Source organism: Acinetobacter sp. ANC 4654 (assembly GCF_002135425.1).
Classification (GTDB): domain Bacteria; phylum Pseudomonadota; class Gammaproteobacteria; order Pseudomonadales; family Moraxellaceae; genus Acinetobacter; species Acinetobacter kyonggiensis.
In genome coordinates this window covers 173170-190282 of sequence record NZ_NEGL01000006.1, presented here as the reverse complement: position 1 = coordinate 190282, position 17113 = coordinate 173170, and the positions used below count along the sequence as shown (strand labels likewise).

At 38.2% G+C, this 17113-nt stretch carries 12 protein-coding genes; 5 read left to right on the top strand and 7 right to left on the bottom strand.

Translation table 11 applies throughout. From position 1 onward, the window contains the following. Positions 1-32: 32 nt before the first annotated feature. The 3 genes from B9T24_RS10885 (at position 33) to B9T24_RS10875 (ending at position 1924) form a co-directional block, all read left to right on the top strand. A complete protein-coding gene (locus B9T24_RS10885) occupies positions 33-938 on the top strand; it encodes a pseudouridine synthase (RefSeq protein WP_086165788.1) in 906 nt (301 codons plus the stop codon). Between the two features lie 115 nt (positions 939-1053). After that, positions 1054-1389, top strand: a complete 336-nt coding sequence (locus B9T24_RS10880; protein ID WP_086165787.1) for a type II toxin-antitoxin system RelB/DinJ family antitoxin — start codon at positions 1054-1056, stop codon at positions 1387-1389. Positions 1390-1480: 91 nt separating this feature from the next. After that, the gene (locus tag B9T24_RS10875; RefSeq protein WP_086165786.1) at positions 1481-1924 is read left to right on the top strand and encodes a GNAT family N-acetyltransferase; all 444 of its coding nucleotides are present in this window, start codon (positions 1481-1483) and stop codon (positions 1922-1924) included. Here the strand turns inward: B9T24_RS10875 and B9T24_RS10870 are convergent. Then, positions 1917-2627: a pseudouridine synthase gene (locus B9T24_RS10870; RefSeq protein WP_086165785.1), complete on the bottom strand. Its 711-nt coding sequence runs from the start codon at positions 2625-2627 to the stop codon at positions 1917-1919. The genes B9T24_RS10875 and B9T24_RS10870 overlap by 8 nt on opposite strands. Positions 2628-2767: 140 nt before the next feature. Between B9T24_RS10870 and B9T24_RS10865 the strand changes: the two genes are divergently transcribed. Further along, on the top strand, positions 2768-3220 hold the full coding sequence (locus B9T24_RS10865; RefSeq protein WP_086165784.1) for a DUF441 domain-containing protein: 453 nt from the start codon (positions 2768-2770) through the stop codon (positions 3218-3220). Between the two features lie 220 nt (positions 3221-3440). Here the strand turns inward: B9T24_RS10865 and B9T24_RS10860 are convergent, their stop codons facing one another. After that, on the bottom strand, positions 3441-4361 hold the full coding sequence (locus tag B9T24_RS10860) for a LysR family transcriptional regulator (protein WP_086165783.1): 921 nt from the start codon (positions 4359-4361) through the stop codon (positions 3441-3443). 577 nt (positions 4362-4938) lie between these two features. On the opposite strand from B9T24_RS10860, the gene B9T24_RS10855 reads away from it, so the two are divergent. Further along, complete coding sequence (locus B9T24_RS10855) at positions 4939-5883, top strand: 3-carboxyethylcatechol 2,3-dioxygenase (protein WP_086165782.1); 945 nt, start codon at positions 4939-4941, stop codon at positions 5881-5883. A gap of 185 nt (positions 5884-6068) precedes the next feature. Here the strand turns inward: B9T24_RS10855 and B9T24_RS10850 are convergent, their stop codons facing one another. The 5 genes from B9T24_RS10850 to B9T24_RS10830 form a co-directional block, all read right to left on the bottom strand. Then, positions 6069-7052, bottom strand: a complete 984-nt coding sequence (locus B9T24_RS10850) for an ion transporter (protein ID WP_086165781.1) — start codon at positions 7050-7052, stop codon at positions 6069-6071. A gap of 118 nt (positions 7053-7170) precedes the next feature. Further along, positions 7171-8886 carry an AAA family ATPase gene (locus B9T24_RS10845; protein WP_086165780.1) on the bottom strand — a complete coding sequence of 572 codons (1716 nt, stop codon included), beginning with the start codon at positions 8884-8886 and terminating at the stop codon, positions 7171-7173. A gap of 88 nt (positions 8887-8974) precedes the next feature. Then, on the bottom strand, positions 8975-10993 hold the full coding sequence (locus tag B9T24_RS10840; protein ID WP_086165779.1) for a hypothetical protein: 2019 nt from the start codon (positions 10991-10993) through the stop codon (positions 8975-8977). An 821-nt stretch (positions 10994-11814) separates the two neighbouring features. Further along, positions 11815-12924 (bottom strand): beta-ketoacyl-ACP synthase III, encoded by a 1110-nt coding sequence (locus tag B9T24_RS10835; RefSeq protein ID WP_086165778.1) that lies wholly within the window; start codon positions 12922-12924, stop codon positions 11815-11817. A gap of 33 nt (positions 12925-12957) precedes the next feature. Continuing rightward, entirely contained in the window at positions 12958-16899 is a 3942-nt protein-coding gene (locus tag B9T24_RS10830) for a DUF3418 domain-containing protein (protein WP_416224360.1), read from the bottom strand. Between the last annotated feature and the right edge of the window lie 214 nt (positions 16900-17113).

Here is a 17113-nt window from a genome sequence, read left to right as displayed (position 1 = left end):
ATTTTTATTGATTGATACGCACGATACACCACATGACTCAGACTGAATTTATCCCACCCACGATTGATGGCGTAAGTGCAAGCAAAGTATTTTTGCCGAAAATTTTACCTACACCTCAAAGTGTCTATCAATATCTGTGCCAGCAATTTCCACACATTGCAGCAACCGAATGGCAGCAACGCTTTAACGATGATTTAATTTATGATGCTATGGCTAATATCTTAGGCTGCGATTCACCCTATATTGAAAATAGTCATGTGTTTTACTATCGTTTTTTAGCCCATGAAATCCATGTTCCCTTTGAGCATGAAATTTTATTTGAAAATGAACATTTATTAGTGATCGATAAACCACATTTTTTAACCATTAGCCCAACAGGTCAATACGTCCAAGAAACGCTTTTGGTTCGTCTAAAAAAACAAACCGGTAATGAATTTTTAACCCCTATTCACCGTCTAGATCGTGAAACGGCGGGCGTGGTTTTATTCTCTAAACAAGTCGCCACACGAGCAATCTATCAACAGATGTTTGCACTGCGTGAGGTTCAAAAAACCTATCATGCCATCGCACGTTTTCATGCAGATCTAACATTTCCCTGCTGTACTCGCTTAAGAATGCAAAAAGGTGAACCGTTCTATACCATGCAAGTGGTGGATGGAACTGTAAATAGTGAAACGGAAATTTATTTACTCGAACACAATGCCGTTTGGGGCAAATATCAACTGCAACCCATTACAGGAAAGCAGCATCAATTACGCGTTCATTTAAACAGTTTAGGTATTGCAATAAAAAATGATCCCTTCTATCCAGTGGTGCAACACAAAAGGGAAGATGACTTTTCAGCCCCCCTTCAGCTTTTAGCAAAGCATATTCGTTTCAATGATCCGATTACTTTACAAGAAATGGCATTTTCATCACATTTCGAATTGACATTGTAATATGCTTGTCATTACAAATTATTTTGGTAAATATCGTGTATGAATATTGAAATTACATTAGATTTGATTAAAATAAATGCTGAAAAGTTAAGTAATTAGATGTAATCAAAAAATTATGAGAAAAACAGAAGTTTATCAGATAAGACTTGACTCCCAAGAAAAAAAGCATGCTTTTGCTGTGTTTAAGCAACTGGGGATTACGCCTGCACAAGCCGTGCGACTTTTTTTTAAACAAGTCGTCCTAACCAAATCCATCCCATTTTCAATTGAAAATCAGAGCATAAATCTAGATCAGCTCAATAAAATTCGAAAATTAAAGCAACAACACAATACTTTAAATAATGATATAGAACAATCTACTATGACCGATCAAGAATTTATTTTAGATGATGATCATTTCGATTTATTTGAGGAATTAAATGCAATTTTGGGTGAAAGTGACAAAACTTAACAGTGTTGCATTTACAAACAAAATTTAAAAAAATCTCATAAAAACTTAGGTATGCTTCATGCAAAGAAGATAAAAAAGCATGGAGTGTCAGATGATCGTAAGACGTGCAACTTTGGAGGATTTACATCCACTTGCTGTTTTATTCGATGAATATCGACAATTTTACGGCGCATCTTCAAATTTAAACCTGTCCTATCAGTTTTTAAAACAGCGCTTTCAAAATGAAGAAAGTGTTATTTTTATTCATGTAAAAGATGATGTTTTGACTGGTTTTATTTTGCTGTATATGGGTTTTTCTTCGGTGGCTTGCTCAACCTATTATATTTTGGACGATGTTTATGTCACCCCAACGTATCGTCGTCAGGGTTCAGCAAAACAATTGATTGATACTGCAATTTTATTTGCAAGACATGCAAATGCACAACGCATTAGCCTACAAACAGCAAAAAATAATTATCAATCACATCAACTTTATGAACAAATGGGCTTTATCAAAGATGATGAGTTTCAAACCTATCATTGTTTCCTTAAATAGACATACGTGTTTTGGCAAGTTCCACTTGTTCTGACGTAAGATAAATCCATTTCCCTTGTGCTAAATCTGGAAGTTCTAAAGCGCCAATTTGCTGACGATGCAGTTGTTCAACTTTATTTCCCACCGCCGCTAACATCCGCTTCACTTGATGATAAACCCCCTGATGAATGGTTATCTGTAATTCGTGTTCTGCAATTTTTATCACATCTGTTGCAGCAAAACTCCCCGATTCATTGCGTAATTCGACACCTTGTCTCAATTGCTGCATTTGATCTTCCGTCACAGGATCGGCTGTTTGCATTCGATATACTTTCGCGACGTGTTTTTTCGGATGTGTTAAGGCTTGTAGAAATTGACCATCATCGGTCAACAATAAGAGTCCACTCGTGTCCTGATCCAAACGACCGACACATTGCAAACCACGGTTCATCAACACATCATCAAATAGATCAAACACGCTAAAATGATGCGTTGCCTGATGTGAACATTCATAATCTTGTGGCTTGTTTAAGGCAATATAAACATTTTCACGATAATCAAAATGTTCACCATAAACCGAAAAAGTTAAATCATTCAAATCAAGTTTATGTTTTGCATTGGTCATGACCTCACCTTGGATAGCAATCGCTCCATTTTTTATGAGCTGTTGGCAATGTTTGCGCGAACCAAAACCTTGCGACTGCAACATCTTTTCCAAGAACATAAACGACCCTTTTAACTCGCATGAAAAGCGCATTCTATACTGAAATGAAGACTAATTTTATTGTTCGAGCGCTTTAAAGCAAATCTAGGTTTAAAACCCGCTACAATAGACATGATCTCTCCTCATCTCCTGCAAAAGTAATGTCTAATTTAGATTTAAATCTCATCGTACTCTTGGTTTTATTGGCTTGTGGCATCTTCAGCCATAATAATGCTGTCACGATTGCTGCTGGCGTACTGATTGTTTTTCGAATTACGCCACTAAGTGAGTTTTTTCCTTATTTACAACAACATGGTTTAAATATTGGCATTATTATTCTGACCATTGGCGTACTCACCCCTATCGCCAGTGGAAAAATTCCAGGTGATGCTATTTTAAAATCATTTATGAGCTGGAAGTCCTTACTTGCAATCGCAATTGGTCTTTTAGTGGCGTGGCTGGGTGGCCGTGGCGTTAAACTCATGACCAATCAACCTGATGTAGTTGCAGGCTTGCTGATTGGTACGATTGCTGGTGTTGCTGTCTTGCGCGGTGTTCCCGTGGGGCCTTTAATTGCCGCAGGTATACTGACACTCTTTATTGGATCTTCATAAAAAAGCGAGCGGCTCTGTCAGCTCGTTAAAATTTAATCAGCTCACCGTATCTTAAAGTTAAAATCACAGTACCAAAAAATCTATCTCAGCCCTCTTTATCATTTTTATATCAAATCATTCATTTTCTTTGCTCGGGCTTAAAATCTGAAAAACAGATGAATTAATCATTCAACTCATCTGTTTATTAATTCTCTCAATATTCAAATCAAGATAGATTCGATTATGCAGAATAGTATTGATTACGCTTTTGAGAGAACTTGGTCAGTTGCTTTAAAAAACCTTCAAAGTAACTTTTTTCTTTTTCTTCTGTTCGATAACCTGCATATAAGGTACGACGTAATCCTGTAGATGAAACACAATCTAAACGACGGGAAGTCACCCAGCCTTTTTGCTCATACTCATTCACCACCCAATCTGGTAATGCTGCAATTCCACGACCACTTGCAACCAGCTGAATCAACATTTGGGTTAAATCGGTTGTCCGAATATGCTTCGGCAAAATATTGGCAGGAATAAATAATTTAGCCATGATATCTAAACGGTGCTTATCCACAGGATAAGTAATTAACGTTTCTTCTGCCAACTCTTGCACCGTAACACGTTCTGCTCTCACCAAAGGATGCGTATTGGATAAAACCAAACGGGATTCATATTCAAAAATCGGAAAATACTCAATACCTTTTAAGGCAATAGGATCAGCGGTAATCAACATATCAAATTCTGCATTTTGCAGCAGTTCATGTGGATTTGATTCAAAACCTGAAGCAAAGTCTAGATCCACATCAGGATACATATGACGATATTGATTCAATAAAGGCATGAGCCAGTCAAAGCAACTATGGCATTCAGATGAAAAAATAATTCGCCCCGTCTGACCATGCACAATACGAGTAATATCTGTCTGAGTAATTTGAATTTGTGGCAACACATCATCAGCAAGCTTAAGTATACGTTGCCCTACATTAGAAAATGTGACAGGTCGACTCCGACGATTGACCACTTCTACCCCATACCAATGATCTAATTCTTTCAATTGATGTGAAATAGCCGAAGGTGTTAAACACAAATCATTGGCAGCAGCGACCAATGAACCGTGCTCACGTAACGCAGTTAAAGTTTTCAAATGACGAATTTCTAACATGAACAAAGAACCAATAAATTTATAATAATGAATACAACTCATCTTAACATAAAATTAATTAGCTTATTTCATGTTTTATTTTATTCGATGATGTTTTTAATGAAGCATCTAAACGTAACCAAGTCGATCAACAATTTTATTTCGTGGTCGTGCGCCAAACTATGCCGATGTTGCAGCACTTGAAATAACCAAATAGCTTGACACCAGCTAACTGGCTTGTAGCTGAACTAAATTCAGCTCAACAGTTTAAAGCTGATTTCTCTGATTCATTGGCGCAGGTTGAAGGTGCTAAAAACCTGAATTGACTGCTTAAGTTTCAAATGAATTTAAAACTTTGGTCTTAGCAGTATCAAAATACTCAATTACTTCGAGTTAAACTTTCTTACAACCCACAACTTCAAATGATCTAAAAATAAAATATATCAAATATTTTCAATATCTTAAAAAAACAGAATACAGACACATAAATCCAATACAAATATTTTTACTATGGTTTGATCTAAGATAAATATTGTATTTCCACAGGCATTTAAACTTAAGCTCCAAGGATTAACAAATGTAGATGTGAGAGAAAATAGTGCCCATAAAACTCATTTGTGTATCCCACACCCCATTACTTGATTTTGCGTCTCCCCCTGTAGAAATAGAGGCTTCAGCACGAGCAACTTTTCAAAAGTTAGCCAATCAAGTCAAAGCATACGAGCCGACTTTAATTATTTCCTTTGGCCCAGATCATTTTAATGGCTTCTTTTATGACCTTATGCCTGCATTTTGCGTAGGTGTTCGAGCACAGGCCGCTGGTGACTGGAACTATGGACCAGCGCCATTAAATGTGCCAGAAGATCAAGCGCTTGGCTTAATTGAACACTGTTTAGATCATGGAATTGATCTTTCTTATTCATACCGTATGCAAGCCGATCATGGTTTTACTCAGCCACTAGACTTACTTTGTGAAGGTCAACTGGATCGTTATCCCGTTATTCCTGTGTTTATTAATGCTGCTGCTGCGCCTATGCCACGAATCAAACGAGTCATTGAACTGGGTAAAGTGATTGGTGAATATCTTAAAACCTTAGATGAACGAATTTTAATTATTGGATCGGGTGGCTTATCCCATGATCCTCCAACACCACAAATCCAGACCGCATCAACTGAAGTGCAAGAGTTTCTTATCGCTGGGCGTAATCCAACACCAGAGGCACGTGAGCATCGCCAATCCAAAGTCATTGCAGTCGGTCAACGCTTGGCAGAGGGTGACTTATCAGCTGCCTTACCGCTCAATCCTGAGTGGGATAAAGATTTGCTACAGCGCTTTAAAAATGCAGATTTTGATTATTTGGCCCAAATGACCAATGATGAAATTCGTCGTGATGGTGGACGTGGTGGTCAGGAAATTAGAGCATGGGTTGCAGCCTTTGCAGCACTTTCAACCTATGGTGAATATGATTCTGAAATTCATTATTATGAACCCATTCAAGAATGGATCGCTGGCATGGGCATGATGACCGCAGAACCTAAATAATAAAGAAGAGGAAGCGAATACTTCCTCTTTTTAGATTTCCGAATTCATCAGCGATTTATCATTTACCCCATTAATTGTTATTAAAACAAATTAGGGGCTGTTGACATTTCAACCATTTTAAACACGCCTACTTTATCAATACTTAAACCATCAGCTTTGTTCTTTTTTGCTGTGAATTTAAAACTTTAATCAGGCAGCTTATGCCCACAATGCGGGCAAAAACAATATTTATTCCTTTCTTGCTCTAATTCTTCTTCCTTACGCTCACGAATGAGCTGTAATAAAATATCCTGCGTTTGCTCAACAGTCAGACCAATATCTTTGCGCAAAGTCTCAATCTTTTCTTCATCCGCTATTAAATCAATTTCTGCAATTTGTAAAAGTTCACGAAATTTTAATTCCAACTTTTGTTTACGCAGCTCAAGTTCACTCGCTAAACCATTCGCCAAAATACCAGCGGGAAGTGCCGCCAAACCGACACCTAAAATCGTAATCAATGCCCCAAGGAACCTACCCAATGGCGTGATTGGCGTAACATCACCATAACCCACTGTCGTCAGTGTGACCACTGCCCACCACATAGAAGCAGGAATTGAACTAAATACTTCGGGCTGTGCTTTATTTTCAACGACATATACCCCTGCTGCTGCCATCACAATCATAATCAGTAAAATAAAAATAACTGCTTGAAAGGAGCCCTTTTCACGTTCAATCACACGCAATAAAATTTGCAACGATACAAAATAACGTGTCAGCTTAAGCAGTCTGAATAATCTGAGGATTCGCAGGAAACGTAAATCAATATGTACAAAGAAGTTAATGTATGCGGGTAAAATTGAAAGTAAGTCGATGATGGCACCACCACTTCGCACCCACAACCATCTATTTTGCCATGCACTATTAAACGGATTTTTTTCAGCAATCGCCCAAAATCGCAATAAATATTCGGCTGTAAAAACAAAGATGGAAAATAATTCAAAAGCATCAAAAAACACTTGGTACGACAGATAAATATCGTTAATTGATTCCAGTAAAACAGCAACCGTATTAGCAATAATCAATAAAATAAGAAAGACATTTACGTAACGACTAAAAGTACTTTCATAGTCATCGTTATGCAAATTATCATAAACAAATCTGCGAAGCTTGTACCACGCGTTGAATTCCATATCCGTGGGTTGCTGTTGAATAAGATTTTTTCAGTGTAGCGCAACTTGAGTCTTGGAATATGAAATTTTCCAAAAATTAATCATAGATTGCAGTGCTTTAAACTGATAATCCGCAATACTATTCGACAAAAAGAAGGGCTAAACGCACCTGATCATAACCCATACGTGGGTTAGTCGCTTCTACAATAGGACGTAGTTTAATTACCCCTTCTTCACTAAAATTTTCAGCACTTTGACGTTTCATTAAGCGTTTATAAATTTTACGGACTTGCTCAACCACTTCATCCCCCGGATGAGCCACAGAAATATCTAAGCCTTGCTCTTTATGCAATTTAGCCAAATGATTGATAATTGTCGCAGGTGTTAAGCCACGTTCAACCGCAATATCTTGAATTTCATAACCTCCTTCAAAAAGTGCACGCGTTTCATCGAGTGTGGCAGTGGCGTAATTGGTTTTACCACTACTTTTAGCAATTTTCTTTTCATTGCGCTGAATTTCTGTTTCATTCAATGTCCCACCACAATGACGAATAAATGCTTTATGTTGCGGGATTAAATCAATCAACTCAAAGTTAGTTTCTGCTTCAGATGACAATTCCTGAAAACGTCGATCTGCTTTAATGGCTAAACTATCTAGCTCAAGAGCCTGTTGATTAATCCCAAGCAGTTTTAAGCCATTTAGGGCTTTCAGTCGTGATATGGCAACATAACCTTGCCCTTTCTCAAAAGTATGGCTCAGGTTAATTTCCGCAGCTTCTAAGGTCATGCCTTGTGATTTATGAATGGTAATGGCCCATGCTAAGCGCAGTGGAATTTGCTGAAAACTGGCAATGGTTTTACCAGCATCATTATCCACAGACCATGTTTCAGGCTCGACCACAAGTACCGTGCCATCGGTGAGTTTTACTTTAGGTAAAATGCCATGATCATCGTCTTCTTCAAAACCAATCACTTCCCCCAAACTACCGTTGATATACCCCATATCAAAGTTATTTTTTACAAACATCACTTTGGCATTTTTCTTTAAGGTTAAATTTTCAGGCGCACGAACTGAAGATTTCAATGTTTCAATTAGCTTGTCATTACCATCACATACTGCATCAAATTGGCGACCATCCGCCTCAATTGCATTCAGATGTTTAAAGTTAATCGCATCGACATCCATGTTATGGGTGTATAAACGGGTAAAGGTTTCACCAATATTTTGTTGATTGGTTTGTTCCAAAGCTTGCAGATGTTCCGTGGTAATACTTTGACTACGAATCGCATTTAAGATGTCATTTAAATAATCGTTGCCTTGACGGTGTTGTTCGGTCAAATAACAAACCCGAAATTTCGCTTCCACCCAAGCATCGGACATAAAGCAGAACTTATCACGATTGTTCTCATCTTTTTTACCGACTGGTGGTAACTGAAAAAAGTCACCCGCAACAATGACTTGAACACCACCAAAAGCATCATCACTTTCTTTAAAATATTTTAAAACTTGATTGACCAAATTGAGTTGTTTGGCATGCAACATTGAAATTTCGTCAATAATCAGTACTTGGGCATTTTCTAAATGCTCTTTTAAATACTTACGCTCTTTCATATTTTTTAGATCGGCATCAGATAAAAAATCTTTGATACCAATACCTGCCCATGTATGAATGGTCATTCCATTCATGTGGGTTGCAGCAATACCTGTTGAAGCGGTAATTGCAACAGGTACTTTACGTGCTTTCAAATAATTGATGTACTGATTGAGTGTATAGGTTTTCCCTGCACCAGCCGAACCTGTTAAAAATACATTTTCGCCCGCTTTTAAAAGCTTGAGTGCAGTTTCTTGTTTCATAAGACCTATAACCATAAATTAACGGCTATAGCCTACCTATTTTTTCCTCAAAAGTTAAGCCCAGAAAAAAGTTTAACGACATGAGATGTCACTTAAGCAACAATAACTGTGAATTTAACCAAGCAATAAATTGCACTGCAACCTCCACAACAAGCGCTTCCGCTTTACGATTATTGGAATATTCCAACTGATCATAGACCAACTTCCCCTCTCGAAGATAACAACCTAATGTCATATGTTGTTGAAGCGTTTGAGATGACATATGAAAAGCCACATATTCCCCATCAACAATTTGCTGTGCATAACTTGCCGCTAAACAATGATGACATCGCTTCGATTCTTCAATAATTCGCTCTAAATCTGCCAACTCTTCAAAACACCAATCTAAAAATTGGATCTTTTTTCTTAATGTAATCGGTTGCCATACCGCTAAGGCGAAATTTTTCTTTAACTTGCTCATGATTTCTTGTGTTTGAATTTGATCATGCCAATACACTGCTTGATGGAAAAGTCCCATCCACGTAATACTTTTAGGTACAATTTTATTATCTGTAAAGTAATCAACCAAATAATCGCGTACATAAGCATCAAAGACTGACACTCGGGTATAGCGATGACGTAAATAAAAAATTTGTCTAAACTGATCCAACTGCATTTTATAGCGCTGCAGCACCGTATAAAAATCACGATTTTGATGGGTTTCGGGACGAATATACCCCATAAGATCATCAGGCAATGCTTGCGTTATTTTGTATAAATGCAACATATACGCTTGCATGACCCGACTTAAACGTACATAGATGTGTTTCACCATTTGATCATCTGTTTTCGCAACATTACGCATCAATGCCATCCATTCATCCAAGTACAAAATAGATGGACTGATGGCAATGCGCTGATCATCTATCGATTGTCTCTGTCCTTTTAGAATGACGGTATAGTTATTTTCATGTTTAAACCATGCTTCTTGCATAGCAAAATAATGACAACTCTGAATAAACATACGTGCAGCTGAATGCTGAAAATACTGTAAGGTGGCTAAAATAATCTGTGGATGAACCTGACTGCTATCGACAAAACTAAGGGCAGTCACAGCAACCCTGACACTGCTTTGTTGAATATTTGCGCTAATCCAATCCAACACTTCGGCTGACTGCTTAAACAACCAGTTCACCACACGTGGATAATCAAATAACGGTAGTTTTGCCACCTTCTTTTGCCAAACAATCGCACTCAGATCAAGAAAGTTATGCTTTGACAATAAATCATCGCGTTGCCAAAGTTCACGTCGCATTAAACGAACAAAGCCTAATAAATGGCTTTTTTCTTCTGCATGCCGATAGAGCAAATGTATATCATCTTGATGTTCGATTAACTCATTTAAATTAAAGCGCTCTTCAAATGACAATGCCAAAATACGATACATAGGCCGAGGTAAAAATTGAGCGGCACTAAAACAAAAATCATCCAAACATTCCATTAAAGGCTGTATTGGTATAATTTCATCTACACAAATGCCTTGAATGGAGCAAATTTCTTGCAACATTTGAATAATCGATTCAGGTACTTGGGTTTCATTGATTACGCAATCCGTCAAGACAGTAGACTGATAAAAATCAGCCTTTATCATCAGATGATCAATCATTTCAGCTTGAAGCAAAGAAAGCTGTGTTAACAAAATACTAACCCGCTCAGCGCCATCGATCCATAAATAGACTTGATCCAATAAAACTTGCCTGAACTGTTGTGCCTTTTGACGCAGAAAAAGAGAATGTTGCGGCTTTAAATCGCCAGTCAAAAAATACAGATCATGCAATACAAACTCTTCAACCAATTCTGCTTTTTGTCCCAAATAATTAAAATCACAACATAAAATACTGCTCTGAACTGATGCAGGTGTAGATGTAGGTGCAGAAAATTGCAGTTGAAATAAACCATTTGCGATGTATACACAATACCGCTCTTGATCGATCCGAAACATATTTTGTGCATTGAAATCAGTAACAATATTAAGCTGATCCTGAAAAATTTCATTGAGTGCTTTAGAAATTCTGAATAATTGTTTTGCAACCCATTGATACCGCGGTACTAAACGATCCTGTCCCATACTCGCCTCACATTGAACTCACATCCTACGGTGAATTTATAATATACAGTGAAGACAATGTATGCCGACTAGAGAATTTAAGCAAACCTATATCAACAAGTATTCATCGTTAATTATTTGATATTCAATTATAAAAAATATGGCTATAACACAAATAAAGCCGCGCCAATTTCAAAATTCGAATATGTTCACATTTTTAATGTGATGCAGCAACTTCAAAGTGTCTTTTAAATGCTCTCATTCCAAATAATTTATTACTGAATCTGTTCTTGATAATCTTTTAGATATTAGACTTCTTTGATAAATCATTTTTTGATCAATACAAACAATTCGTAAAACTAAAATTGGAGAACAAACTTTAGAAAGTATTGGATTCATGGGTGTGGCATGGATGCCACACGTTTTCCATCCTTGCGCTGCATTTAAAGCAATGCTTAAAACTGGCTCAGGATGTCGTGTATGGAAAACAAAAGGTTTTTCTTGCGTAGCAGTGCTCCTCATTTTGACCTTTCAAAAGTAGAAATAATGCCTACGCAAAGGTATAAAAATTAAATCAATAAAATGAGGCAGTACTGATTTTAGAAAATCAAATATTGAACATTTTTTGATTTATACAAGTTATCTATTCAATATTTTCAATATCTATTAAATTTTGGCGTGGCATAAATTGAAAATAAAGTTATGCCAGATCGGCAAATAAAAATGGTTGTGGTCAGCAAGACTAACCACAACCATTTTATCTTTATTGTATAAGTACAAGAATCATCGGTGAATCAATCACAACGTAAATGTATGATGACCCACCTGTTATTCTTTATGACTTAGCCAACAACATGTTTTTGCACAAGAACAGATCCAACAGAATAACCAGCACCGAATGAGCACAGTACACCATATTCACCATCATTAACTTCGTGTGCAGTACGATGCAATGCAATGATTACACCTGCTGAAGACGTGTTGGCAAATTCATCTAAAATAATCGGCACAAGTGAACGGTCAGCATCTTTGCCCACGACATATTTCAAGATTAGATCATTCATGCTGGCATTGGCTTGGTGTAACCAAAAACGCTTCACATTGCTTGGTGCAATAGCATTTTTCTCAAGTTGCGCGGTAATAATTTTAGCCACCAACGGACAAACTTCTTTAAAGACTTTACGACCATCTTGACTAAATAATTTATCATCTACCACCGCATCTTCACTGCGGTTTAAGTAACCGAAGTTGTTGCGAATGTTATTTGAAAATTGAGTAAATAAATGCGTATCTAAAATTTCAAAACCACTCTTGCTGGTCGTATCTTCAATAATAGATGCTGTTGCAACATCACCAAAAATGAAGTGACAGTCACGTGAACGGAAATCGGTATGACCCGAGGTGATTTCGACATTGACTAACAATACACGGCGTGCCCCACATTTGATGGCATCTGCTGCTTGTTTTAAACCAAAAGTTGCAGCAGAACATGCCACATTCATGTCATAAGCATAACCTTGAATACCCAAAGCAGATTGAATTTCAATGGCTACAGCAGGATAAGCACGCTGGATGTTTGAACATGATAAAATAACCACATCGATATCTTCTGCCGTTACCCCTGCATTTTCCATCGCTTGTTTAGCCGCAGTTACGCCCCATTCCGCTTGAATAGAAAGCTCATCATTACTGCGTTCACGCAACCGTGGATACATGCGTTTTGGATCTAACACACCTGATTTTTCAGCAACATAACGGCTTTTAACACCAGATGCTTTTTCAATAAATTCAGCATTTGAACCGCGACGTTCTTCTATTTCACCCGCTGCAATTTTGTCAGCATTGTCGTGGTTAAACAGTTCCACATAAGCATTTAAACTGGTTACTAACTCTTCATTGGTAATGGCTTCTTCTGGATGATACAAGCCTGTACCTGTAATACGAATGCCCATGTAAAACTCCTACTAAACTAATCTCGCGCTATGTTAACTAATGCCTAATTGATTCCATACTTTTTGCAATCTGGTTGGAGAAATCGGCATCTTGGTTTTCATTGGCTGTGAGAACAAAGAAATACGAAATTCTTCAATCATGAAGTACAGTTCTTTTAGGCGCGCATCATTTTTAAACTTAAATAATTTTTCCATCCATGGGTCAACTTGATCAATGGCAGAATTGTCTCTTTGTAGGTTATTTGGCAAGCGCTCTAAACGCAAGACCAATGCCTTCAAATAACGAGGGAATTCCTGCCATATGTCCGAAGATTTGACATATACAAAGTTGGAAAGAGCCATTAAATCAAGCTGATCTTCAATGTCATCAATATTTTTCCCAAACAGAGAGTCGTCTAAAACCAACAATTTCCGACGAATATCCTGCCATTGAATATAAATATCGCTCAGTATTAATAATGCCTCTTGTCCGTGCGTAAGGAAAGATTTTTTTACATTTAAAATTAAATTTTGAAACTCTTCAGTATTGACAGGAAGATCTTTTATTGCCATCTGTAGGGTGGCGTAAACCAACATTTGCTCTAACTGAGCTTTATCACCCAATGGCGAATAGGCCAAAGCCAGCGGTTTTGAAATCTGTTTTTTCAGTTGCCGAATCAGATCCCCCAACTGCATATACACCAAACGAATCACCCCTTCACGGTGCTGACGAATAGCTTCAGCTTGATCATTAAAGGTTTGAATCACTACACCCGATTCATCTTTTGCATCCAGCTCTGCAAAAGCTTTCACTGGAACTAAAGCTTGATATTGCTTAACAATCACGCCTGTCACTTTCTGCGAGGCTTCAAAAGTAAAACTTTCAGGGAAAGTATTAAATTCACCTTTAAGCTGTTTGACTGGACTATGTGTTTCTGTGCGGCAACGGGCTTTCAGCTCAACTAAATCACGTCCTTTTTCAATCACATGCCCTTTTTCATCAATCACTTTAATGAATGGCAACAAATACTGATCAATACGTTCAAAACTAAAGTCTTTCGCTGTGATTTGCTCCGCGCGTAATTGAAATGCCAAATAACTAAAAATGTGTTCCCGTAAATGTACTGCATCAATGCCTTTCATCAACTTACGTGCTGTATCAGGAATAGGCACCAAATTTCGACGTTTATCCTTCGGTAACGATTTTAATAAGGCTTCAATCAAATCCTGTCGCCAGCCGGGAATTCCCCATGACCAAATATTTTCATCGACCTGCGGCAAAGCCTGTACAGGAATTTTAACTGTAGCACCATCTTCATCATGACTTGGGTCAAAGCGATAACTGGCTGCAAAACGCAATGAACCATTGTGCAGATGGTCAGGAAATTGCTGCGTAGTTGGACGATCATTCATCCACAGCGCATCATCATCGACAAATAAATAACGCGTATTTTGGGGTTCTATCGTCGCTCGCCAATCTTCAAAGGCACGTCGGCTTGCGACCTCCTCAGGCACTTTTGACGCATAAAATTGATAAATGGTTTCTTCATCCACCACCAAATCACGACGACGTAATTTGTCCTCAACACGTTCTACTTCTTCTAGTTTCTGTAAATTGTGTTTTAAGAATGGCGGTGTAACACCCAAATGACCTGTGGTTAAAGCATCCCGCAAAAAGATTTCATGTGCAGCAGATTGATCAACTTTTTCATAATTCATCAAACGCTTCGGTTCAATAATTAAACCAAACAATGAAATTTGATCATAGGCATTCACAATACCCGCTTTTTTCGACCAATGCGGTTCAAAATAGTGATGCTTCAACAAATCAGGGGCAGCAAGTAGAATCCATTCAGGTTCAATTTTTGCCAAAGTCCGTAAATACACTTGAGAGGTTTCCACCATCTCAAATGCCATCACCCAAGATGCACCACCTTTATGTAACGTCGATGCAGGGAAAATTCGGGCTTTTTGCTGACGCACTGCCATATAGACATTTTTTTCATCGGTCTTATTGGCAATAAACGAAAGGAGTCCTGTCAATAAAGCACGATGTAAGTTTTCATAACTGGCTTTTTTATCATTAAAGGAAAGCTTTAAACCCTGAGCCAATTCAGAGAGTTGCTCATGGGTTTTTTTCCATTCGCGTAAACGCAACCAACTGAGAAAATGCTGACGCGCGAAATTACGACGCTTATTTTCATTCATCGATTCACGGTTATTCTGCAAAGTTTCCCATAACTTAATGTAGAACAGAAAGTCAGAATCGCCCTCTTTAAATAACGCATGTTTTTGGTCGGCTTGGGTTTGTTTATCATTTGGGCGTTCACGTGGGTCTTGCACAGCAAGCGCCGCCACAATAATCAATACTTCATTGAGCACACCAAAATGTGCACCGCCTAATATCATTCGTGCCAAACGCGGGTCAATCGGCATCTTTGCCATTTGCTGACCGATTTTGGTTAAGGAACCTTCCCCTTGCGTAGCAGTACTACTCACTCTTTTAGAAAGAGGGTCTTTTTCAAGTCCCCCTTTATCAAAGGGAAATTTAGAGAGATTTTCTTTATCAGCTTCAGCTTCAGCTTTAGGAGAACTTTTTTCATTCATCGCCCCAAGCTCAATCAATAGCTTACGACCATCATTGACCAAGCGATGGTCTGGCGGCTCAATAAAGTCAAAAGCTTCCAAATCGCCCAGATTGAGACTTTGCATTTGCAAAATCACCGATGCGAGATTGGTACGCTTAATTTCAGGTTCAGTAAATTCAGGACGACTTTGAAAGTCATCTTCTGAATACAAGCGAATACACACACCCGGTGCAATACGACCACAACGCCCTTTACGCTGATTGGCTGCGGCTTGAGATACAGCCTCAATTGGTAAACGCTGAACCCGTGAACGATAGCTATAACGTGAAATACGGGCAAAACCACTATCAATGACATAACGGATATTCGGTACGGTTAGGGCCGTTTCAGCAACGTTGGTGGCAATAATAATACGTCGTCCACCACCACCCGGACTAAAAATCTTTTGCTGTTCAGCCAAAGCTAAGCGAGCATATAATGGTAAAATTTCCGTATGCCGCGGGCCATGCTTTTGTAAGGTTTCTTGTAGTTCACGAATTTCTTGTTCTGTACTGGCAAAAATTAGAATATCGGCATGTTCAGGATGGCCTTTTTGTTGCGCATCAGCAAAACATTCTTCTACCGCTTGAACCACTGCACGTGGTAAGTTTTCTTCAAAATCATCAAATTCATCATCATCACTGCCACCAATGCTCATTTCTGAAATGGGGCGATAACGAAGCTCTACAGGAAAACTTCGCCCTTCCACTTCAAAAACGGGTGCATCAAAAAAGTAACTGCTAAAGCGATTTACATCTAAGGTTGCTGAAGTAATGATAACTTTTAAATCACGACGTTTATGCAGAAGTTGTTTTAAATAACCCATAATAAAGTCGATATTGAGCGAACGCTCATGCGCTTCATCAATAATAATGGTGTCATATTTGGTTAAATAGCGATCATTCGCCAGTTCAGCCAACAAAATACCATCCGTCATTAAACGGACAATCGAATCTTGCGAACCTTGTTCATTAAAACGGATTTTAAAACCAATCGATTCACCCAGTTTTTCACCGACTTCTTCGGCAATACGCTGCGATACACTACGTGCCGCAAGACGACGCGGTTGGGTATGACCAATCATCCCAGTTAAACCACGTCCAGCCAGCATGGCAATTTGTGGTAACTGTGTGGTTTTCCCCGACCCCGTTTCCCCTGCCACAATAATCACTTGATGTTGTTGAATGGCTTCAATCAGCTGATCGGCAGATTGGGTAACGGGTAAATCTTGATTTAGCCGAATATTTGGGAGCCGCGATAGACGTTCACGTACTTTATGGTTAGATTTTTCAAAAAGTTCTTGATATTGCACCTCACTGGCATCTTTACCTTTGCGTAGTCGATTTAAACGATGACGGTCACGTGCCATGACCCATTGATCTACATTTAAATGACTGAACACAGATAATTTATCCCAAAACAAAAAATTGAACTGTGTATTTTACGCTGTAACGCTCTTGAGAGAAAGACAACATAATATTTATTGATTATGTTTAATGAAAAGAATATTCAAAAGCATAAAAATAGCGCACGCCCCCAAGCTAAAATCGAATATTTTCATATTTTGACCCTGTTCAAAACAG